Origin of the sequence: Paenibacillus sp. FSL R5-0636 (assembly GCF_037974255.1) — a bacterium.
GTDB lineage: Bacteria > Bacillota > Bacilli > Paenibacillales > Paenibacillaceae > Paenibacillus_AQ > Paenibacillus_AQ odorifer.
In genome coordinates, this window is sequence record NZ_CP150232.1 from 601,657 (window position 1) to 624,018 (window position 22,362).

Sequence of the window (22,362 nt, forward strand, 5' to 3'; positions counted from 1 at the left end):
TATTTATGGCGTGTTATCGCGCCTCTTTCTCGCTCAACCTCAGCTTCTTGCGTTTCTACCTATAAAGGGAATTTGCAGTATTTTCGCTCTAAAAAGGTGAATAAAATCACATGGGTTATAGATAGCGATTAAACGCTCGAAACTCGAGTAAACAAGAGATATAGAGAGATTAGATATCAAGTAAGCGCTATCTAATGGGAAAATAGTTTTTAATTTGCATTATTTTGGCATCATTCAGGTTTTACAAGTCTTCGTGCATAAGAGTATGATTACTCCTGTTTCAACGACAATCGAATATTTGATCCGCTTAATTTCCGATAAGGAAAGCGGGGGAACCAACAATCGGCAGCCGATGTGAGAGTCGGAAGCTGATTATGGGGTGAATCCTGTAGAGGGTGCGAGTGAGCTCGCATCTATACAGGTAGGGCGACTCTCACCGCCCGAATCCGACAGCTAACCTCGTAAGCGTATGGAGAGAGGATGAGTGCAATGTGACCGCTAGCGAGCCACAGAGGAGATCCTTTGTGGCTTTTTGCTGTGCTCTTAGAAGCAAAGCATTTATGGAGGCCTCCCCCAAGAGGTCGCTAAATTCATCATTAGCGGTATTTGTAAGGCAGCGTCTAATGACGTGACACAACCGAGCTTTAGGTTGTGCCCGAAAATGACGATAGGTCAACATCCTTTCGGAGATTTTCGTTGCCTCCTTGTTGTAAATGAGCAGGAGGAGAAAAAAGAGATGACGGATCAGAATGAATATGTGCTTGTATGTGCGCCTACAAAGGCGGGAGAACATTTCATTAAACTTCTGAAGTTCAGGGGTATTAAGATGGCGGGATTAACCAACAATCTGGCTGAGAAAGCTTTACTAGAGGAGCTCGGAATCGAGCAGGTTATTCTAGTGGATACCCGCCATCAGAGCACTTGGTTTCGCCCATCGTTCCCGGTAGGCAGGGTATATCTGTTTGAGAGCAGCTTTCCGCTTTGCTGCCGCTATATTCAGATGTGCCGTACCTGGACGACACAGCCAATTTTTGTGATTACAAGTTCTATAAATCCTAGATTGGTCTATAAAAGACTTGGTGCGAGCTATGTAATCTATTCCCATAGTGGTGATGCTGATTTTCTAATCGATAGATCACCTCATCAAGGATAATGGAAGGAGTGCGGAAGATATGATGGATCTGTATATGGTGGCTTCGTTAGCTGTAATTTACGGGTTATTTTATGGCTTTATGCGCTGGTGCGCAGGTGTAGTTGAGGATACGGGGAGGGATAAGCTGTGATTCTAGTAATCGCTGTTACCCTACTGTTGTTTATATATCTGGTTTACGCGTTGATTCATCCTGAGAAATTTTAAGGAGGGGCATTCATGGGCATTTTGCAAATAGTCGTCGTAATTGTAATTCTCATCTTGTTGGTCAAGCCGATGGGGACGTATTTATATCATGTATTTTCTAACGAACCGAATCGTACGGATCGCTGGTTTGCAGGCACAGAGAAAGGTATTTATAAGCTGATCGGCCTGAAAAAACGGGACGGAATGTCCTGGAAGAAGTATGCACTCAGCTTTGTTTTAACTAATATCGTACTGGTTGCTTTCAGTTATATTTTTCTAAGATTACAGCGGGGATTGCCGCTGAACCCGAATGGAATTGCCGATATGGAACAGACGCTTTCATTTAATACGGTGATCAGCTTTATGACCAATACGAACCTGCAGCATTATAGCGGGGAGACGGGACTATCGTATTTTTCACAAATGGCAGTCATCACGATGATGATGTTCACGTCTGCAGCGAGCGGATTTTCTGTTGCGGTTGCTTTTGTCAGAGGGATTACAGGACAGAAATCAGTCGGGAATTTTTTTGAGGACTTCGTAAAAGCACATATTCGTGTATTCATTCCATTAGCTCTGCTAGTTTCATTGGTGCTGGTAGGGTTGCATGTGCCACAAACGCTCAAGCCATCGCTTGAGGTCACTACACTCGTAGGGCAGACGCAACAAATCGCTATCGGTCCAGTCGCTTCTTTGGAGTCAATTAAACACTTAGGTACGAATGGTGGCGGCTTCTTCGGAGCCAATTCAGCGCATCCTTTTGAGAACCCTAATCCACTTACGAACGTTCTGGAGATTCTCTCTATGTGGATGTTGCCAGCCTCTTTGCCATATATGTACGGATTGTTCGCTAAGAACAAACGTCAGGGCTGGGTGATTTTCACAGCAATGATGACCTTGTTCGTTCTGCTGCTGGGGCTGAATTATTATGCGGAAACTAAAGGGAATCCCGCTATTAATGCGCTGGGGATCGAGTCTTCGCAAGGCAGCATGGAAGGTAAAGAGGTGCGTTTTGGTATCCCGCAATCTTCGCTGTTCACTTCGGTAACAACGGCAGCTACGACAGGTAGTGTTAACAATATGCATGATACGCTGACACCGCTGGGTGGCATTACCCCTCTGGCCCTAATGATGCTCAATAACGTCTTCGGGGGAAAAGGTGTAGGACTAATCAATATGCTGATGTATGCCATCATGGGCGTCTTCTTATGTGGACTAATGGTTGGCAGAACACCAGAGTTTCTCGGGCGAAAGATAGAAGCCAAGGAGATGAAGCTGATTGCGATTGCTATCCTTGTGCATCCGTTCATTATCCTTGTACCAACAGCAGGTGCGTTCTTAACGGACTTGGGCAACGGTTCCATCACGAATCCCGGATTCCATGGACTTAGCCAAGTGTTATATGAATATGTCTCTTCTGCCGCGAACAATGGTTCAGGATTTGAAGGGCTTGCGGACAATACCACCTTTTGGAATGTTACAACCGGGATCGTAATGCTGCTTGGCCGTTATGTCTCTATAATCGCAATGCTGGCAGTTGCAGGTTCACTGATCCAGAAGAAGCCGGTTCCTGAGACGATTGGCACATTCCGCACAGACAATGGTCTGTTCACCGGAATTCTGATTGGTACGGTAGTGATTATCGGTGCGCTGACGTTTCTGCCGGTCATTGTGCTCGGCCCGATTGCAGAATATTTGACCTTACGGTAGGAAGAGGGAGAACAAGATGAGTACTGTAAAAAGAAAAAAGCTGCTGACGGGACCCATACTCCTAAGCGCTGTAAAGGATAGCTTTATTAAGCTTAACCCGGTGACGTTAATCAAAAATCCGGTCATGTTCGTAGTCGAAATCGGCACGATTATTGTATTGCTTATGGTACTGGCCCCCGGATATTTTAATGCAGAGAAATCGGTAGGCTTCAATATCACGGTGTTGTTCATTCTGTTATTCACAGTGCTGTTTGCCAACTTCGCTGAAGCGCTGGCTGAAGGCCGCGGGAAGGCCCAGGCGGATTCGCTTAAGAAAACGAAACAGGATATCACAGCTAATAAGCTCGTTGGAGGGTCTGTGAAGACCGTTTCTTCCTCCGAGCTGCGGAAAGGAGATATCGTGATCGTCAGTCAGGGAGAACTTATCCCTGGCGATGGTGAAGTGATTGAAGGGCTGGCCTCCGTAGATGAATCGGCAATTACAGGTGAATCTGCACCTGTTATTAAGGAAGCCGGCGGAGATTTCGGCTCAGTCACAGGCGGCACCCGGGTAGTTAGTGATGAGATTAAAGTCAAAATTACCAGTGATCCCGGTGAGTCATTCTTGGATCGGATGATCTCCCTCGTTGAAGGGGCGAAACGTCAGAAGACACCCAATGAAATTGCACTAAATACACTCTTGATCAGTCTGACGTTGATTTTCCTGATTGTAGTAGTGACCTTGCGGCCAATTGCGACTTATCTGGGCGTTGATCTAGATATTCCTGTTATGATCGCCTTGCTGGTCTGTCTGATCCCGACCACAATCGGGGGACTGCTCTCTGCTATCGGGATAGCAGGGATGGACCGCGTCACACAGTTTAATGTCCTTGCTATGTCAGGGAAGGCCGTTGAAGCTGCCGGCGACATTAATACAATGATTCTAGATAAGACCGGTACGATTACTTTCGGAAACCGGATGGCGAGTGATTTTGTGCCAGTTGGAGATGAAACGGAAGCTGAGCTTACGGCTTGGGCAGCTATTAGTTCGCTAAAGGATGAGACTCCGGAAGGACGTTCTGTTATTGAGCTGGCTAAGAAGCTGGAACGCAGCTATGACAGCAAACTTGCTGAAGGCGGAGAGTTCGTAGAGTTTAAGGCTGAGACCCGGATGAGTGGTATAGATCTGTGTGATGGACGATCTGTTCGTAAAGGGGCAGTCGATTCCGTGAAGAAATGGGTACAGTCGAAGGGCGGAGTCATTCCCGCGAACCTCGACAGTAATTCTGATGCTATCGCTCGTATGGGGGGGACCCCGCTTGCTGTTGCGGTAGACAACCGGATTTATGGACTTATTTACTTAAAGGATACAGTTAAGCCAGGCATGAAAGAGCGGTTCGATGAGCTGCGAAAAATGGGAATCAAGACTATCATGTGTACAGGGGACAATCCGCTGACCGCAGCTACTATTGCCCGTGAAGCAGGGGTAGATGATTTTATTGCAGAGAGTACACCTGAGGATAAAATAGCGGTTATCCGCCGCGAGCAGAACGAAGGCAAGCTGGTGGCAATGACTGGTGATGGAACGAATGACGCACCTGCCCTTGCCCAAGCTGATGTGGGCTTAGCGATGAACAGTGGGACTACAGCCGCTAAGGAAGCAGCAAACATGGTTGATCTGGACTCCGATCCCTCGAAGATCATTGAGGTTGTAGCTATTGGTAAACAGCTACTGATGACGCGGGGCGCGTTGACAACGTTCAGTATTGCGAATGATATCGCTAAATATTTCGCAATTATTCCGGCAATGTTCATGCTCGCCATTCCTGAAATGGAAGCTCTGAATGTCATGGGATTGGGTTCACCTAGCTCGGCAATTATATCTGCATTAATATTTAATGCGATTATTATTCCGCTGCTGATCCCATTGGCTATGAAAGGTGTCTCGTATAAAGCGATGAGTTCTATGAAGCTGCTGGGACGTAATATTTTTATCTATGGTTTAGGTGGAGTAGTCGTTCCTTTTGCGGGCATCAAACTTATTGATTTGCTCGTAAGTGTATGGATATAACAACGGATTGACTAATCATTGAAAGGGTGAGAGCATCGTGAATAACAGAAAATCGATTGCGGACGCTGAAGAACAGTTGTCATCATCGAAGGGTGCTAATTTCTTTATTATATTACGGCTATGTCTAGTGTTTGTTGTTCTTTGCGGAGTGATTTATCCTCTGACTACTACAGCGATTGCTCAAGTTCTGATGCCATCGCAAGCAAACGGCAGTCAGCTGAAGAATGACGCTGGAGTTGTTGTGGGTTCAGAACTCATCGGGCAAAGCTTTACGGACCCGGCGTTATTCCATGGCCGTGTATCCAGCATTGATTATAAAGCGGAAGCTTCAGGCTCCAATAACTACGGCCCATCCAACCCGGATATGCTGCAGCGGACGAAGGATTCCATCACACAGTGGCAGCTGGATAATCCGGATGTGCCTGTAAACAAGCTGCCGGTTGATTTAGTAACCAACTCGGGTTCAGGTCTTGATCCGCATATCACTCCTGCGTCGGCAATTGTGCAGATTCCCCGGATCAGTAATTTGACCGGGATTCCAGCCACGCAGCTGGAAGAGCTAGTGAGTAAGCAGACCGAAGGCCGCGATCTAGGGCTGTTTGGTGAAGAGCGGGTAAATGTTCTGAAGTTGAACATGGAGCTGCAGAAATTAACGAACAAATAAATATAGCTAATATCCCTGCCCGATTGTTCAAACTGGGTCAGGGATATCTTGCTTTCTGGCATAGAAGAGTGAATGGATGAACGGGTTATTAAGGAGTGGTCTTGATGGGAACATATCGGAGGAAGACGCCGGAGGAACTGCTGCTCTCTATTTATGAGCTGCATCGTGGACGCCTGAAGATCTATATTGGTCCGGTCAGCGGATCGGGCAAAACCTATCAGATGCTGCGTGAGGGTCAGGCGCTGAAAGCACAGGGCATCGATGTTGTAATCTGTGCGGTTTCAACCAACCAGAGTCCAGAAACAAGGGATCAGCTGGGTGACTTGGAACGGATTCCAAGTATTCATTGGTTTCAGAAGGAGATCGAGAAGAAGGATCTGGACGTGGAGGCTATTGTGGCACGTAATCCAGAGGTTGTACTGACCGATGGATTGGCTCATCATAATCGCGAGGGTGCGGAGAGATCAACTAGGCTGGAGGATATCAAATATTTATTGGGCTGTGGAATTAGTGTCATCACAACTGTAAACGTATACGAGCTGGAGGGCGCAGCAGATCTAGCGCGGAAGTGGACGGGGATTGAAGTGGAATATTCCTTGCCTGCGGAAGTGCTCACCCTTGCAGATGATATCGTTCTAATTGATGTGACTCCGGAAAAGATACTTCAACGTTTGTCCGAAGGACATTTGGGCAAGAAGCAGCGGACTTCGCTTTTTAACAAAGGGAATCTAAGCAAGCTGCGGGAGCTGGCGCTGAGAATGGTTGCGGAGGATGTTAATGGCTCGCTGGAGAAGCATCGGGAGGAGCAAGGATTGCTGGGGGCTTCGGGGATTGCCGAAAAAGTGTTGGTGTCCGCACAGTATTATTGGAATGGCTCGATTCATATCCGCCGTGGACAGCAAATCGCTAAACGGTTAAACGGAGATCTGGCGGTGGTATCCTTCTGGAAGCAGGGCCTGACGCCCTCTAAGGAAGCAGCAACCTTCAAGCGATCCCTATGGAAGCTGACTGAGAAGATTGGGGCCTCGATGGAGGAGATTTCTTTTCGCTCGAAGAGGGAGATTCCGGGACTTCTAGTGAAATACGCCATCCAGCATAATATTACCCGTATCGTTATGGGACACTCCAAGCAAACGGCGTGGCAGGAGCTGTGGAAGGGTTCGATTGCTAACTCATTGTTAAAGCAAATCCGCGGAGTAGATGTGTTTTTCGTGGCTGATCGTGCTGAGCGTGAGGGAGAACGCGTTCTTCCTACCCGGCAGAGCCGAAATGAGCGGAAAGCCGATGCCTATCACAGATTAAGCAGTCAGGAAGTAAAGGATAAAATCGATGCCATTCGTGGGGGCACATTTAAAGTGTACATTGGTGCTGCTCCCGGAGTGGGCAAGACTTATAAGATGCTGCGAGAAGGAAATGATCTCCTAAAGAGAGGGATCGATGTTGTTATTGGACTACTAGAAACGCATGGACGTAAAGAAACCCTTGAACAGATCGGTGATCTGGAGATCCTTCCGCGACTGAGTATTGACTATCGGGGGACTGTCCTTGAGGAAATGGATACGGCAGCTATCATTAAGCGTAATCCGGAGGTCGTACTGGTAGATGAACTGGCACATACCAATATGCCGGGCAGCAAACATAAGAAGCGGTATATGGATGTTATGGAGCTATTGGATGCAGGGATCTCTGTAATCTCCACAGTGAATGTTCAGCACTTAGAAAGCTTGAATGATGCTGTAGAACAAATTACCGGAGTTAGAGTTAGAGAGACTTTCCCAGACAGCATTCTGCAACGGGCCGACGAGGTTGAACTTATCGATGTATCTCCTAAAACACTGCAAGAGCGGATGAAGGATGGGAAAATATATGCGATGACCAAAGTGGATCAGGCGCTGGGGGCTTTTTTCAAAATCGGCAATCTAATCGCCCTCCGTGAACTGGCGCTGCGGGAAATTGCTGATGATGTGGATGAACGTCTGGAGGCCTGGGAACGTGTCGGGTCGCTGCGGGGACCTTGGCGGCGGCAGGAAGTGATCTATGTGTGCATCACCTTAGGAGATCATGCGGAACGTCTGATTCGGCGAGGTTTTCGGATTGCCTATCGTCTAAAAGCTTGCTGGTATGTTACGTACGTACAGGAATATAAGCAGAGCGGGCCTTCTTACGATAAACGAATTAATGATTTGAAAGAATTGACGGAACGACTGGGTGGAACGTTTAAGATGATTCCTAACGTGCTCCCGGCACGAGTGTCTTCCTTGCTGCTTGAAAGGTCTCAAGCCTTACAGAGCACACAGATTATTATCGGCCAATCTCAACGCTCCTGGGTACGTAAATGGCTGCGTGGGGATGTCACTAAGCAGATTCTGCGTTCGGCCAGAAATGTAGATGTACTGGTCGTGGCAAATCTTATGCGTGAGGAACCTTAAGCTTTAGAACAATGAAAAAAGGGGATTCCTAGCCAAGTGGCTGTTGGAATACCCTTTTTTGGTATGCATATATCAAGTGCTAAATAATTAACCGGATGAATTACTGGGCCGCTTCGATGAGTGCTTTCAGCTCGGGAAGATTGAATCCCTTGGTGGCATGATCCCCTGCTACAGTAACAGGAACACCCATGAAACCAAGCTTTTCGACTTCCTCTTGATAGACTGTGCTAGTCATAACATCTCTTACTTCAAAAGGGATACCTTGCTCCGTAAGATATTGTTTGACCAGATTACAATCGCTGCAGCCTGCTGTTGAATAAACAATCACTTGCTGGCTCATTGGTTCACAGCCTCTTTGATAGCATCTCTTGTGATCTTCCAGTGGGAAGTGTTCCAGCGAACCTCATTATCCTCAAGCAGGAAGAGCTGTGGAGATTCATGCTTAATCCGAAAATCCTCGGCAATTTGATTGGAAACTGGACGATCCTCGATGACTAGAACTACTGCTGCTGCAGTATCCGCATCCTTTAGATAAGCCTGGAATTCTTCATTAGCTTTGGCGCTAATCGGGCAGGTAGTGCTGTGTTTGAACAGCAGTTTTTTGCCAGGTTTAGCCACATACTGCTTAAGATCTTCCAATGTATGAAGTTGTTGAATAGACATAGATATCACCCTCCTGGGATCGTTATTTTACTAACCATTGTGTTGTTAACAACCTGTAATCATGATTGTAACATATATTAAATTTAAAACAAAAAGGATTCTGGAGCAGCTAATCCAAGGATGACCAAACCCTCATTTTAGCGCGTTGAAAAAAAGGGGACGGCATGCTAAGGTGAAAGCAAGACAACTTGCTTCAATAATCCTTACTAGGTAGGAGTGTTGATAAGAATGAACAGAGTCGCATGTGTGACTGGAGCTGATCGGGGTCTTGGATTGTCTCTTGTACACTCTCTTTTAGAGAAACAGTTCTTAGTATTTGCTGGACAATACATGAGAGACGCAGATGAATTGAAAGCGCTTCAAGAAGAGTATCCGGAACAGCTGGAACTTATTCCACTCGATATTGGTAGTAAGGATAGTGTAAAGCAGGCAGCAAGGGCTATCGCCAGCAGAACTGGGCATGTTGATATTCTTATTAATAATGCCGGAATTATTCATTCCGCAGATGATGCTACGATGCTGGTGGATATGGATGATGAGGGCATGGCAGAGATTTATAATGTGAATACGCTAGGCGCGTTGAGAGTCAGCAATGCACTTATGGGCCTATTATTGCAAAGTAAGGATAAATTAATTGTTAATATTTCTTCGGAAGCGGGCAGCATTGGCAGAAATAAGCGTATTAATATGTACGGCTACTGCATGTCTAAAGCGGCACTGAATATGCAGTCCTCCCTGATGCACAATCATCTAAAGACGCTTGGGGGTCAAGTGATGGTGTTTCACCCCGGCTGGATGAAGACTTATATGCATGGCGAAAAAAATGAGCAAGCGGATATTTCACCTGATGTGTCCGCAGATCAGATTATAAGTCAGGTTATGGAGTATAAAAAATATCTAGGGGATGAGCCGGCCTATCTTGATGTGGATGGCAATACATGGCCTTGGTAGAGGGGTTTCCCGTAATCAAAAAAAGTACACGAAGAAAGGCGATGATAGGATGTCTACACTAAAAGCACTGGCACTCGGAAGTTATTCGGAGGTTAAATATCACCCATTTGCGGGAGTAGACCGGGAGATTGAGCAGATATTTGCCAATGACCTGCAGGTATTCTCCTCGGAGGATTACGGGCTGCTTAATAAAGAAACATTATCTGACTACAAGCTGGTGATCTCCTATACCGAATTCTCCGATGATAAAATACCGGCGGAACAAAGCAGCGCATTGCTCTCCTATGTGGCTAATGGTGGCGGATTACTAGTGGTACATAACGGAATCTCCTTACAGCGTAATCAGGAGCTAGGCGCCATGCTGGGAGCTCATTTCACTCATCATCCAGAATTCACTTCGCTCCAGATGTCCATACCGGCAGGGGAGCATCCCATTATGCAGGGAATAGAAGAATTTGTGATCGATGATGAGCCTTATTATTTTGAGCAGCATCCCTATTTCGAAACAACTGTGCTTATGGAATATCCTCATGATGGGGCAATGAGGCAGGCGGCTTGGTGCCATGAGTTTGGTCTAGGCCGGGTTGTTTATTTAATGCCTGGTCATCATTTGCCGTCATTTTCCGTAGAGCCTTTTCGCCAGATGATTCGTAGAGGTGGACTTTGGGCGGCGGGATTATTGTAGGATATAAGCGGATATACCTGTTGTAACATAAAACACGAGTCCAACTGCGGGTTAACTGCGGTTGGATTTTTTTTGTTGACTCTAACATTGGTGTCAGGGTTTATACTGGTGTAGAACAATTCTCATGAACCCCGGGGAGAATGCTATGAAAATAGGTGAGCTTGCTAAACTGACGGGCGTAAGCGTCCGTTCACTTCGTTACTATGAGAGTCAGGGATTAATCTCGCCGATCCGTCAGGCCAACGGATATCGGGAGTACTCTTTACTTGCTGTAGAGACGGTAGAAACGATTAAACTATATTTGAACCTGGGTCTGTCGACAGAGCAGATCGCGGGCTTTCTACATTGTGTGTTGAAGAACAAAGAAGCCTTCTGCGCAGAAGTGATGCCACTATACCGCAGTAAACTGGAGGATATTGAACGTCAGCTTGTAGAGCTAAATCAGATCAAGAGGAATTTGGAAGAACGAATGGCATCTATCTTGCAGGAGCAGGATGAGAGCAAGTTGGGCGCGTGTACACTGGAGAACTTGGAATAGGTACTGCTGGTGCTGGAAAATATGAGGAGGAATGGCAAATGTCAATTATAAATGCCGATAGCGCGGATTGGGTGCGGGCAGAAATACGTGGTGGAGGAACCGTGCTGGTGGATTATGGTGCGCCATGGTGCCCCCCTTGTAAGGTGCTGTTGCCTCTTCTGGAAGATCTTCACCAGGAATATGGAGACGATGTTTCTATTGTAAAGGTGAATTGTGATGAACTTCCGGATCTTGCTGGGGAAGCTGGTGTTATGGGGATGCCTACTGTCATTGTATATAAAGAGGGACAGCCTATAGAAAAGCTGGTCGGTCTGCGTCCGAAAGCAGCCTACCAAGGCATACTGAACAAGGTTCTCCAAGCATAAGGCAATAAATATAAAGATGAAATTAGGGAGACTCCATATTGTGGGGTCTTCTTTTTGTGCATGAATTAACCATCTTCGGTAAAAAATACGAACACAGCTATAAAGGAGGTGATGAGGGTGTGGGGTAGTATTTTAGAGCTAATTCCTAAATGGAGCGTAATTTTCCAAGGTTTTATGATCTTTTTCGTTCCGTTTATTCTAATTCGTACGACGAGTTGGGCTAGGGCAAAGGAAGATACGATAAGTACTAGAGCAAAAAAAGCTGCCGGCAGCATAGGCGGGGGTGTTCCTTACGGAGAAACATCTATAGGGACTAGCGGCACGAAAAAGGTTGCTAAGCCAGATGGATCGGCTGATCTAAGTGAAGGTCCTACAGGAGCAAGCTATAGCGGTCAATTTCGGGAGGATTTGCAACGATTTAAAGAGATGAGCACAGATATGCATGATGTGAGTTTTCGGGAGTTGCGTATCGGAGGTATAAAGCTGCAAGCGGCCCTTATATTTGTAGATGGATTGACGGATAAAGATAAAATGGATCGGAATATTCTGAAGCCTTTAATGGATGCTTATCAGGTCTTTAAGGATCCCCATACGATACCGGAAGCAAAGGATCTAAAAGATATTCTCATTCATGAAATTGTGCTTATTTCGGAAGTTGAGTTTACGGATAATGTGAAGCTCTCGCTTCAAAAGGTGTTGTTCGGCTCTGTAGTGCTGCTAGTGGAAGGGATACCGGAGGCTATTGTGCTCAGCACCCCGAAGGGGAACACAAGAGGGATAGAGGAGCCTGAATCAGAGGCAGTCTTGCGGGGATCACGAAGCGGATTTAATGAGACGTTAAGTGACAACACAGCATTACTGCGCAGGCACGGGCAAAGCACAGAGCTAGCGATGATTTCGTTTACTGTAGGAAAGAGAATGAAGAAGGATTTGGTTCTAACTTATATCAAAGATATCGCGAATGATGAACTTGTCGAAGAAGTCAAACGAAGAATTAGGACGATTGATATAGATGATGTGCAAGAATCTGGTTATGTGGAGCAATTAATCGAAGATAATAGCTTCACGCCATTCCAGCAGATTCAGAATACGGAAAGACCTGACCGCGTAATGGCAGCGCTACTGGAAGGGAGAGTAGCTATTTTACTGGATGGCACTCCCTTTGCCCTGATCATGCCAGTTTCCTTCGGGATGCTGCTGCAATCACCTGAGGATTATTACGATCGGTGGATGGTGGGTTCGTTGGTGCGCTTACTGCGTTTTCTCGCGGCATTGATATCAATGTTTGCACCGGCACTATATATTTCCTTCCTCTCCTTTCAGCCAGGATTGATTCCGACAAAGTTGGCTATTTCAATCATCAGCTCCCGCCAAGGTGTACCTTTTTCGGTATTAATCGAAGCATTGATTATGGAGACCTCAATCGAAATATTACGGGAGGCTGGACTCCGGCTGCCTAAACCTATCGGTCCTGCAATGGGGATTGTTGGCGGTCTAATCATCGGTCAAGCCGCGGTAGAAGCCGGAATTGTGAGTCCAATTCTAGTCATCGTTGTTTCAGTTACAGCAATTTCTTCCTTCACCATCCCTATGTATAGTGCTGGAATGACACTTCGCACGCTCCGTTTTGTAGCTATGTTTTCTGCAGCAGTCTTTGGATTATATGGAGTTGTGTTATTTTTCCTTTTCCTGAGTGCCCATTTAATCAAGCTAAGAAGCTTTGGCATGCCCTATCTTGGCATGTTCATACCGTATAAGATTAAGGATTGGAAAGATTTTATATTCCGTATGCCACTGCAATTTCTAACAGGCCGCCCTACGCTGTTGAAGCCGAAGGACCCCCGACGCAAAGGGTGAGGGGTCTAGGTAAAGGAGGAAGAAATTATGAGTACCGAGGTTAAGGACCGAATTACTGCTGTTCAAGCAACGATCATATTAGCCAATTATACTATTGCGGCAGGGATACTTACACTTCCTCGGACGATTGTAGAGGCTAGTGAGACTCCAGACGTATGGATCTCCGTTTTTTTAGGGGGAGTGATTACCTTTTTTACAGGTTTAATTATAGTGAAGCTTAGTCAACGGTTTCCAGGTCAAACCATCTTTCAATTTAGCGGGAAAATCATTGGCAAGCCACTTGGAGTGATTCTCTCTATATTAGTGATTGTTTATTTTCTGTGCATAGCCAGTTTTGAAGCACGTTCCGTGCAGGAAGTGACCTCTTTTTTTCTGCTGGAGGGAACCCCTCCTTGGGCTATTGTTGCCGTGTTTATTTGGATAGCCTTCTATTTGTGCAGAGGAGGGCTTAATGCCATAACTAGCATGTGTAGGTTGATTGTTCCGATTGCATGGACAGTTTTTGTTGGGGTATGTTTGCTTAGTGTTGAAGTTTTTGATATCGATAATCTGCGGCCTTTTCTTGGAGATGGGTTAGGACCGGTATGGAAGGGCATCAGGCCAACCATTCTGACTTTTACTGCTGGTGAAGCGATGCTGTTCATTGTTGCTTTTATGGATAAGCCACAAAAAGCAGTAAAGGTAATTATTGCTGGATCATGTATATCAACGTTCTTTTATCTTTTAGCCGTTGTAATGACTATTGGTGCGTTTTCTATAGATGGAGTGGTCACAAGAACTTGGCCATTTCTTGATCTAGTGAGAAGCTTTGAGGTGAATTATCTTATTTTTGAGAGGTTTGAATCGCTGCTGCTGGTAATCTGGATTATGCAAATTTTCTGCACCTTCTGCATCACTATTTATGCTGCTGCTTTGGGAGTTTCTCAAATATTTCATAAACGATTTAATAGCTGCTTATTGGCTATACTTCCAGTAGCCTATGTAGTTTCCAGAACGCCTCCAAATGTGAATGCTCTGTTTGCATTAGGGACAGTTGTGGGGAATTGGATGATCGTTTTATTTGGATTAATTCCATTGCCGCTGTTAATCATCGCACATTTCCGGAGGGCGGCTTCATGAAAAAGTGGAGAGTGTCGATTACATTTCTTATATTATGTATTCTGTTGACCGGTTGCTGGAGCAGTACACCTGTTGAGGAGTTGAGTATGGAGATTGGTGTTGCCCTGGACAGTGCGGAGGAGACAGGGGATGAGGAGGCAACTCAGCAAGGAGGTGGGGGGAATCCCATGCCTGCCCAAATAATGAGTACCTATCAGTTTACGATTCCTCAAGGCTCAGGAGGGTCAGGTATGAAGTCTGGGGCTTCCCCATCCTCAACCAGAAATTACTATAACATGAGTGAAGTAAGTGATTCGATGTTTGAAGCATTACGGGCACTTTCACTGCGTACTAGACGTACTCCGATCGGACATCACCTTAAGGTCATTGTGATCGGTGAGAAGCTTGCACGCTCTACTAAGTTTTCTGAGTTAATTGATTTCTTTAGCAGGGATAACGATATTCGTCCCAGTGTTCTACTATATGTCAGCAAGGGAAAAGCCAGAGATGTATTGGAAAATGCGCTGCCGGGCCAAACCCCTTCATTTGTATTAGAGGGGATTTTTGTGAATAGAAGTCGGAGCACGAGGATATGGGAGCCAGTTTCAATAGCTAAAGTAGCGGGTCCTTTGCATGGTAAAAGAAGTTTCATGTTGCAGAATGTAATATCTTTAGAAAAAGAGAAGGAGACAAAGCTGGATGGAGCAGGCGTAATTAAAGGGAAAACGGGAAAACTCGTTGGTTTTTTTGATGCATCGGAGCTGGAAGGAATGGTCTGGCTGACTGGAAAGGGAGAGGGGGGTGCTCTCAAAGCATACGACCCGTCTAACAATAAGCTCATTACCTATGAAATCAAATCCCTGGGTAGCAAGTATAAGGCTATTGTGAAGGATGGGAAGATCTCCTTTCATGTGAAAATAGAATCTACGGGGAGATATGGTGAGGCTTTTGCTAAGAGTGCGAAGAAGTTACATGACGGCATTGTAAAGGAGGATAAAGCAGTGCTAGAGAAGCATGTCGTAGACATGCTTCAGGTCACTGTGAAAAAAATGCAGAAGGAGCTGCATACAGAGGTTGCAGGTTTCGGCAACGCTTTGCGTATTCAACATCCAGCCGTATGGCGGAGCGTAGAGGATAACTGGGATGAAACCTTTAGCGAGATTCCGATTACCTATGAAGTGAAACTGAATATTGAAGAGTATGGTGCATCAGATACATCGGCTGAATAGAAAGGGCTATTTGCAATGTTGTATGGAGCTACTTCGTTTGTGTCTGGATAGGAATGACATCATTCTGATGCAGTGCATCGAGCACTTCATCCTTTAATTGAGATGTGAAGGCATTCCATGTTTTTTTACCGATGTCCAGTTCTTCACGTCCAATAGCATTCAGTGTTTCTAGCCACAGACGTTTGTCGTTAATCAGCCCAAGTTGATCTTGAATCTCCTTATAGATCTCCTCATGCGCATGAAATTTCTGATTTAACGCAAAATCGGCTGCACTCGCGGTATAGCGCAGTTCCTTAGCGGCAATTCTTAGCTGGTGCAAAGCGTCGAAGGCTTCTTTAGATTCGGCATTGTCTTCATGAAAAATAGCTTTACAGGTTTTTTTCTTCTGCTCATAAGCGATCTCAAGCTCACGCATAACAACGTTAACATTCTTTTTTGCGACTAGGGCTTCAAGCTGCTCGCTTAGGAAGGTCTTCCACTTTTCCTCGAGGCCTTCATTGATTAGTTCAGGCAGCTCATTAGTGAGCTTCTTGCGGTAAGTTTTGCGCTTGTCCTTTTGGTAAGCAATCACTGCCTTTAACAGGTCTGCAGTTTTAGAATCTCCGTTCTCCTTCGCTTGCTTGCGCTTGTTCTTAAAAGATTCTATTAGAACATCTGCATCTCTCACTTTACCTAATCTCTTTTGCGCTTTTTTGAAAATAGGGTACAGGCCTGAAGTGTGCCGCGGATCAAGAATGGATAATAGACTTAGCAGCTTACGGCAGTTCACTCTTGCCTGGTGGATATCTTCATCAGCGAATTTATTTAATGCGTCATGGCTGTAATCCCAAAAGTTGATATAAAGGTGGTTAAGGGCTTGTTCCCATTGCTTTGTTTTGGTTAGCTGTCGTTCTTTGGTCAGCTTGTCTCCTGTCATGCAGCATCACTCCTTAACGTTTGGGATAGCATGAATTTAGGGCTTCCCCTATTATGCTCTGGGGCAAGTCCATTTACTATAAGAATAGCGTTATCATAACCTCATTTCAATTCTCTACTCACAGCATAGAGACAGATCGGTTACAATATTACTATCATTATTTATACGGATAGGCTTGGATCTTTAGCTGGTAGAGAATAGCAGGTCTCGTGGCTCATATTCGGGAAAGAGGGGCTTTGGTGGATACTCGTGAGTATGATTCAATAGTTAGTAAACTTCCTTCAGAAATGGGGCTCTTTCAACATCTGAGTGCAAAGGATGAGAGCAAAGATACAGAAGCAGGGAGCCTAGAAGATATGTTGGTTCCATTCGCTTTTGAGGAAACCTTATGCAGGGATGTTGGAGCGGGCATTATACCTCCTAGCTTACATCTGTGGAGTCATTCTGGTGGTGTGGCGCTTGGACTTCGGGACAGTAAGCTACCGTGTGCAGCTCAGGCGATGCTTATGCTTGAGGAGCAAGGGATTAGAACGGCGGTTAGGCATTCAGGCGGGGCTGCGGTGCCTCTGGATTCAGGGATCGTTAATGTTTCTCTAGTTCTGCCCAAAGGACGTGGAAAGCTGGACTTTCATGATGACTTTAAGCTCTTGGCTGCTTTGATCACGGAAGCGGTTGCTATAAGTCATCCACAGGCTGCGGCGCAAATTGAGGCTGGTGAGATTGTTGGTTCTTACTGCCCGGGTGATTTCGATCTGGCCATTAATGGTCGGAAGTTTTGTGGGATCGCTCAGCGTAGGCAGAATAATGCTTATTTTGTACATGCATTTGTTGTAGTTTCTGGCTCGGGACAAGAACGCGGTGAACAAATCCGCGATTTCTATGCGCAAGCCTCCGGAGGAGACTCCTCATTAGCTTATCCACGGGTTCGTCCAGAGACGATTGCTGGACTTGGTGAACTCGGTGGACCTGAAGTGGCGACAGTGTTTGTGGAGGGAATTATTCAGGCTTTAATTCACCGGGGAGTGTCTCTTAGACCATCCGGCATTTTGCAGCAAGAGACAGGATACAGCTTGGACTATGATGATCCACGTGTGCTCGATGCAACGCGGGTGCTTCGCGAGCGGTATTCCTGAGGGCTAAGCATGGGTTGGAGTCTGTTAAAAAAGGACGTAATGGAAAGCTGGCTAGAGCCAGCCTACGAAACGTCTTTTTTTAATATTCAATCACGCTCTTTTAATTATACAACTCAGGACGTCTGTCCGAAAAAATCGGAATTTGTTTCCTAATCTCACGCACCTGATGTAAATCGATATCTCCAGTTAGAATTTCTTCCTCTTCAGAAGCTTCACACACAATATCTCCCCAAGGATCAATAATCATAGAATGCCCAGCAAAGATATTGGCTGGATCGCTGCCTGCACGGTTGCAGGCTACAACATAACATTGATTCTCGATGGCCCGGCTGATCAACAGCGCCCGCCAGTGGGACAACCTGGGCAGTGGCCATTCAGCGCAGACGAACAGGATTTCCGCCCCTTGTGCGGTATGGGCGCGAACCCACTCCGGAAAACGGATATCGTAACAGATTAGCCCTGCACATAAGATGCCGTCCAATGTGAAGAGTCCTTTAGTTTCTCCCGGTTGGAGATACAAATGCTCCTCCATCAGCTGGAACAAATGCAGCTTGCTGTATTGTCCAACAAGCTCACCTGATCGATTAAATACATACATACGATTGGTGACCCCAGCATCATTACGGCTAGCCACTGAACCGGCGATGATATTGATGCTGTATTGTTTAGCCAAGCTGGAGATGAATTCCTTGGTAATTTCTCCTTCTAGATCGCCAATATCTTCTAAGCGAGTCAGATCATAGCCAGTGGTCCATAGCTCAGGGAGAATCAGACAATCAGGGGCTGCGGAAGCAGCTTCATTTATTTTCTGGGCAACAGCAGCATAATTCATAGCGGGATTGCCAAATGCTATATCCAGCTGAATCAGGGATATTCTCATAGGTATCCTCCTCTTTTGTTCAAGCGTATAGCACCGGATAAGGATAAGCAATGTTGATTTTTTAAAAATGATTTGATATATTAGTTGACGGGTCAATGATTATGCGTTAGTATAATTTTGTACAAAACAATTGCATGCAATTAAATTTAGAAAGGAGGCATATTTTGACGGAGCACTGTCCTGAGGAAGAGCATATATTTGAACTGCTGCAGGCTTTAAACAAAGGAATCTCTCCAAAATTCGAACGTTGTGCCGGGATTAGTCCCACACGGCTTCGCCTCCTGCACGAACTGTTTCGGGTAGACGAAGTCAGCCAAATCAGTCTGCAAAAGGAAATGGAGATTGATGGGGCAGCCGTCACACGTCATCTGAAGGGATTGGAAGAGAGTGGCATGATCGCCCGCCGCAATAACCCAGCCGATAACAGGGTCACATTGGTCTCATTAACCGATCAAGGTCGGGAAAGAATGGTTAAATATAGCGAAGAGAAAAGGCGGTTTATCGCTACTTTGCTAACAGGTTTTAACGATCAGGAGCGAGCAGTGCTCATTGATATGCTTAATCGTCTGCAATCTAATATCATTCTGTTGTAACTTACAAATCACACACTCAAAGGAGAATTACACATATGAACGCTACACAAACAAATGACTTTCAAGAAATTATTACAGGACGCCGCTCTATCCGCAAATATGATCCATCCGTTAAAATCAGCAAAGAAGAAATGACACAGATCCTTACCGAAGCTACACTTGCTCCATCTTCAGTGAACATGCAGCCTTGGCGTTTTCTGGTCATTGAAAGTGACGAAGCTAAAGCTACTTTAGCGCCTCTCGCTCGTTTTAATAACGTACAAGTAGAGACTTCTGCGGCTATGATTGCCATCTTTGGTGATCTGAACAACTTCGATTATGCTGAAGAAATTTACGGTACTGCTGTTGAACGTGGACTTATGCCTGCTGAAGTAAAAGAAAATCAATTAACCAGATTATCCGCTCATTTCGCTAACCTGCCACGGGAAATTAACAGAGACACCGTGCTTATCGATGGCGCACTTGTTGCTATGCAGCTGATGCTGGTTGCTCGTGCACATGGTTACGATACAAACCCAATTGGTGGATTTGAAAAAGACCAAATCGCTGAAGCGTTTGGTATGGAAAAAGATCGTTATGTTCCTGTAATGCTACTCTCCATTGGTAAAGCTGTTGATGCAGGTTACCCATCTGTTCGTCTGCCTATCGATAAAGTTGCTGAGTGGAAATAATTATAAAGTTAGTAAGCCAACGCGCTACCATAAACACTAATCTTAGGAGGAATATACAATGATCATTATTCATGCTGTACTTAAAGTTAATCCAGAGCGTCGTGAACAGTTTTTGACGGAGTCTAAAGCATTACTGGCTGCTACTCATGCTGAAGAGGGTAACCTTTCTTATGAGCTATATGAGAATGCTGGAGAAGCCAACTCATTTATCATGATTGAGCAATGGCGTGATGCTGAAGCAGTATCCAGCCACAATACGAGCGCTCATTTCACTGCTTTCTCAGCTAAAGCTGGCGAATTCTTGGCTGCTCCTCTAGATGTTAAAGTATTTAGCGCAGAACAGGTAAAATAAGCTGTCTCCATTCTTAGGAATTCTGTTTAAACCTAAACAGGGATGATCCATAGCCATAAAGGCTGTGGGGCATCCCTGTTTTGCATTACACCCCGTTTATAAAAAGGAGATCTAGGGTATCTATCCTTACCTTGATTCAAAGGCATGCAATATAAACGATGGGGGACTTTACATATGAAGACACAGAGAAATATGATTGATTTCTTGAATTATTATCTATCCGGTGGATCGCTTGCCCGTATTATGGGTGTAGCAGGAGAAGAGGTGGAGCGTAAGCTTGAGGGGATAGACCTAGAGGCTGCCAGAGCCTATCGTCAGACGCTTGGCGGAGTCATTACGACAAGTCAGCAGCTATTCCAGCTTCCTGGATTTAGCCCAAGCTTACTGGAACAACTTACTGAAGTATTGGGCAGACTAGACTCAGGCAAGCTAAAGGTTCTGGCTCCACAGACTACTTGGAATAATCAAGTAACACCTTACGTGAATGGTCCAGAGTGTCTAGGAATGATATTAGAGGAGATTAGAAAAACGCAGCATTATATCCACCTGTCTGTCATGCTTTTCTTTAATGATCGTTCGGGCAATCTGGTTGCAGATGAGCTATTTTATGCTCTTAAGCGTGGCGTTAAGGTAAGGGTTATGGTCAATTACACATTGACGGCATTGGGGTACGGTAATAATCTGGAGTACGGCCAGTTCTCCAAGATTGCTGATCGGCTTGAGAATGCAGGCGCCAAGCTGCTGAATACCTTCAATTCGTATTATACAGCCGTGGAATGGCGGGTGAAACGAAAGGCGCTGGAGCAAGAGGGAGTGCCGGAAAGTATTCTGTTTCTGCAGGATAAAGTGCAAGAGGATGTTGAGGTCACAGGACTAAATGTCATCGACCATCGGAAGTTTATGGTCATAGATGGGGTAACCTCGATTATAGGCAGTGTAAACATTGGTGACCAATATACGTATGAGACCCCAGTTCAGGCGTCCTCTGCAATGAGTATAGACGGACATCCACAGGGGATTCCTAGTAAAGAGGCTGAGTGGCATGATGGCTGCTTCCGGATTCGCGGCGCTGCAGCGCAGCCTTTGAATGCGATGTTCTATTCTCGCTGGCTGCTACTAGGCGGAGATCATTTTGACGTGAATGATGTCTTTTATTATCCTGATGTAGATTATCATTTTGGTGAGGAAGAATGTACGCTGTTAGCAAGCTTTCCAGGTAACCCGGTTAACCTGATTCAACAATATTATCTGGATTTAATTACTTACGCGGCTGAAGAGACTATCATCGTGAATCCTTATTTGATTGATCAGGATTTTTGGGATCGGCTCGGGCTGCTTGGTCCGGAATGCTCGTGTAATTTGAACATTTGCAACCCGCTGGAGGTCAATGATCATCCTACAAATCGCGCGGCGGTAAGAGGCAATATGTATATGCCGTTTATTAACGGTGTTTCCTTCTATGACTACAGTGCCACCGGTCGATTTTCCCATTGGAAAATTACCTATGATCATAGATCACAAGCCGTTTTTCATGGTTCATATAATATCAACGAAAGAAGTGCCTGCCACGATTTTGAGCTGGGAATGCTGGTAAAAGGGGAGGCCTTTGCAGAGCAGATAAAGTCTATGATCGATTATGACCTGAGTGTCTCGCGGAAGATTACCAGTAAAAGTGAGTTCTTTAAGCATCCTTGGCTACACCCTAGTACTTATCTGAATAAGGTAACCCAGAATTATACTTGATAAATTGGGCTAATTCTCATGATATAATGATCGTTATAAATCATTAGGGTGGAGTATTGGCTATGCAAATCAAAATTACAAAAAGTGGTTTGAAAAAGGACGAGGTATTCTTTCTCACAGAATTTGGGGAGGGCCGGGGAATCTGGTGTGGTGCTCCTGTGAATCCAGGGGCAGAAATGGATGTGGAATTCGAGCTTTCGGAGCTGCTTATGAGGTGGGTGGATATCCATCCTGTACCTGCAGGTGAGTTCAATATCAGGCTCGAGCAGGATAGGGTTATTTTTACGGGCGTGTTGGAGAATATTGAAGAAGATGGCACAGGATACTTACGAATAGGTGAAGGGTTAGTGATGTTCGAGTGTCTCGGTGAACCTATGGCACTGGGTGTGTTCGTAGAATTGCAGGTCCGTGATGTGCGAATCTATCCCTTCAGTATTTGACGCTTCTTAGGGACTAAGATAACATACAAAGATAACATTAGATTCAGAAAGTTAAGCAA

At 45.4% G+C, this 22,362-nt stretch carries 22 protein-coding genes and 1 riboswitch; of the genes, 18 read left to right on the plus strand and 4 right to left on the minus strand.

Annotation, left to right across the window (positions count from 1 at the left end):
* The first annotated feature begins 294 nt into the window (after window positions 1-294).
* Window positions 295-484: riboswitch (cyclic di-AMP (ydaO/yuaA leader) on the plus strand.
* A 252-nt stretch (window positions 485-736) separates the two neighbouring features.
* The 5 genes from MKX34_RS02680 to MKX34_RS02700 all read left to right on the plus strand — a co-directional run bounded on the left by MKX34_RS02680 (window position 737) and on the right by MKX34_RS02700 (window position 8,189).
* A complete protein-coding gene (locus tag MKX34_RS02680) occupies window positions 737-1,153 on the plus strand; it encodes a hypothetical protein (protein ID WP_036676842.1) in 417 nt (138 codons plus the stop codon).
* A 216-nt stretch (window positions 1,154-1,369) separates the two neighbouring features.
* The gene (kdpA, locus tag MKX34_RS02685; protein ID WP_076297312.1) at window positions 1,370-3,046 is read left to right on the plus strand and encodes a potassium-transporting ATPase subunit KdpA; all 1,677 of its coding nucleotides are present in this window, start codon (window positions 1,370-1,372) and stop codon (window positions 3,044-3,046) included.
* 16 nt (window positions 3,047-3,062) lie between these two features.
* Entirely contained in the window at window positions 3,063-5,096 is a 2,034-nt protein-coding gene (gene kdpB, locus MKX34_RS02690) for a potassium-transporting ATPase subunit KdpB (protein WP_076297313.1), read from the plus strand.
* Window positions 5,097-5,151: 55 nt separating this feature from the next.
* On the plus strand, window positions 5,152-5,760 hold the full coding sequence (gene kdpC / locus MKX34_RS02695; RefSeq protein ID WP_076101422.1) for a potassium-transporting ATPase subunit KdpC: 609 nt from the start codon (window positions 5,152-5,154) through the stop codon (window positions 5,758-5,760).
* 104 nt (window positions 5,761-5,864) lie between these two features.
* Window positions 5,865-8,189 carry a histidine kinase gene (locus MKX34_RS02700; protein WP_036676712.1) on the plus strand — a complete coding sequence of 775 codons (2,325 nt, stop codon included), beginning with the start codon at window positions 5,865-5,867 and terminating at the stop codon, window positions 8,187-8,189.
* 100 nt (window positions 8,190-8,289) lie between these two features.
* Here MKX34_RS02700 and MKX34_RS02705 read toward each other — a convergent pair whose 3' ends face one another.
* A complete protein-coding gene (locus tag MKX34_RS02705) occupies window positions 8,290-8,529 on the minus strand; it encodes a glutaredoxin family protein (RefSeq protein ID WP_036676715.1) in 240 nt (79 codons plus the stop codon).
* The gene (gene ytxJ, locus MKX34_RS02710) at window positions 8,526-8,852 is read right to left on the minus strand and encodes a bacillithiol system redox-active protein YtxJ (RefSeq protein ID WP_076103892.1); all 327 of its coding nucleotides are present in this window, start codon (window positions 8,850-8,852) and stop codon (window positions 8,526-8,528) included. Before ytxJ ends, MKX34_RS02705 begins: the two co-directional genes overlap by 4 nt.
* A 228-nt stretch (window positions 8,853-9,080) precedes the next feature.
* Here ytxJ and MKX34_RS02715 point away from each other — a divergent pair, with 228 nt between their 5' ends.
* From MKX34_RS02715 to MKX34_RS02745, 7 genes are all read left to right on the plus strand, one after another.
* Window positions 9,081-9,803, plus strand: coding sequence for an SDR family NAD(P)-dependent oxidoreductase (locus MKX34_RS02715; RefSeq protein ID WP_076297314.1), 723 nt, complete (start codon window positions 9,081-9,083; stop codon window positions 9,801-9,803).
* A gap of 49 nt (window positions 9,804-9,852) precedes the next feature.
* Window positions 9,853-10,488: a ThuA domain-containing protein gene (locus tag MKX34_RS02720; RefSeq protein WP_076103895.1), complete on the plus strand. Its 636-nt coding sequence runs from the start codon at window positions 9,853-9,855 to the stop codon at window positions 10,486-10,488.
* A 145-nt stretch (window positions 10,489-10,633) separates the two neighbouring features.
* Window positions 10,634-11,026, plus strand: a complete 393-nt coding sequence (locus MKX34_RS02725) for a MerR family transcriptional regulator (RefSeq protein WP_036676727.1) — start codon at window positions 10,634-10,636, stop codon at window positions 11,024-11,026.
* A gap of 38 nt (window positions 11,027-11,064) precedes the next feature.
* On the plus strand, window positions 11,065-11,391 hold the full coding sequence (locus tag MKX34_RS02730; RefSeq protein ID WP_036676728.1) for a thioredoxin domain-containing protein: 327 nt from the start codon (window positions 11,065-11,067) through the stop codon (window positions 11,389-11,391).
* 111 nt (window positions 11,392-11,502) lie between these two features.
* Window positions 11,503-13,248: a spore germination protein gene (locus MKX34_RS02735; RefSeq protein WP_076101368.1), complete on the plus strand. Its 1,746-nt coding sequence runs from the start codon at window positions 11,503-11,505 to the stop codon at window positions 13,246-13,248.
* Window positions 13,249-13,275: 27 nt separating this feature from the next.
* Entirely contained in the window at window positions 13,276-14,367 is a 1,092-nt protein-coding gene (locus tag MKX34_RS02740) for a GerAB/ArcD/ProY family transporter (RefSeq protein WP_036676848.1), read from the plus strand.
* The gene (locus tag MKX34_RS02745; RefSeq protein WP_036676729.1) at window positions 14,364-15,575 is read left to right on the plus strand and encodes a Ger(x)C family spore germination protein; all 1,212 of its coding nucleotides are present in this window, start codon (window positions 14,364-14,366) and stop codon (window positions 15,573-15,575) included. Before MKX34_RS02740 ends, MKX34_RS02745 begins: the two co-directional genes overlap by 4 nt.
* A 28-nt stretch (window positions 15,576-15,603) precedes the next feature.
* On the opposite strand, the gene MKX34_RS02750 is transcribed toward MKX34_RS02745, so the two are convergent.
* Window positions 15,604-16,491, minus strand: a complete 888-nt coding sequence (locus MKX34_RS02750) for a CHAD domain-containing protein (RefSeq protein WP_036676731.1) — start codon at window positions 16,489-16,491, stop codon at window positions 15,604-15,606.
* Window positions 16,492-16,730: 239 nt separating this feature from the next.
* Here MKX34_RS02750 and MKX34_RS02755 point away from each other — a divergent pair, with 239 nt between their 5' ends.
* Window positions 16,731-17,624, plus strand: coding sequence for a hypothetical protein (locus MKX34_RS02755; RefSeq protein WP_081384020.1), 894 nt, complete (start codon window positions 16,731-16,733; stop codon window positions 17,622-17,624).
* A gap of 100 nt (window positions 17,625-17,724) precedes the next feature.
* On the opposite strand, the gene MKX34_RS02760 is transcribed toward MKX34_RS02755, so the two are convergent.
* Window positions 17,725-18,510, minus strand: a complete 786-nt coding sequence (locus MKX34_RS02760; RefSeq protein WP_036676852.1) for a carbon-nitrogen family hydrolase — start codon at window positions 18,508-18,510, stop codon at window positions 17,725-17,727.
* Window positions 18,511-18,668: 158 nt separating this feature from the next.
* Here MKX34_RS02760 and MKX34_RS02765 point away from each other — a divergent pair, with 158 nt between their 5' ends.
* From MKX34_RS02765 to MKX34_RS02785, 5 genes are all read left to right on the plus strand, one after another.
* Window positions 18,669-19,097 (plus strand): MarR family winged helix-turn-helix transcriptional regulator, encoded by a 429-nt coding sequence (locus MKX34_RS02765; protein ID WP_036676732.1) that lies wholly within the window; start codon window positions 18,669-18,671, stop codon window positions 19,095-19,097.
* Between the two features lie 35 nt (window positions 19,098-19,132).
* Window positions 19,133-19,768 (plus strand): nitroreductase family protein, encoded by a 636-nt coding sequence (locus MKX34_RS02770; RefSeq protein WP_076101373.1) that lies wholly within the window; start codon window positions 19,133-19,135, stop codon window positions 19,766-19,768.
* A 58-nt stretch (window positions 19,769-19,826) separates the two neighbouring features.
* The gene (locus MKX34_RS02775; RefSeq protein ID WP_036676736.1) at window positions 19,827-20,120 is read left to right on the plus strand and encodes a putative quinol monooxygenase; all 294 of its coding nucleotides are present in this window, start codon (window positions 19,827-19,829) and stop codon (window positions 20,118-20,120) included.
* 174 nt (window positions 20,121-20,294) lie between these two features.
* Window positions 20,295-21,863 carry a phospholipase D-like domain-containing protein gene (locus MKX34_RS02780; protein WP_076103900.1) on the plus strand — a complete coding sequence of 523 codons (1,569 nt, stop codon included), beginning with the start codon at window positions 20,295-20,297 and terminating at the stop codon, window positions 21,861-21,863.
* Between the two features lie 62 nt (window positions 21,864-21,925).
* Complete coding sequence (locus MKX34_RS02785) at window positions 21,926-22,303, plus strand: hypothetical protein (RefSeq protein ID WP_076103903.1); 378 nt, start codon at window positions 21,926-21,928, stop codon at window positions 22,301-22,303.
* The last annotated feature ends 59 nt before the right edge of the window (window positions 22,304-22,362 follow it).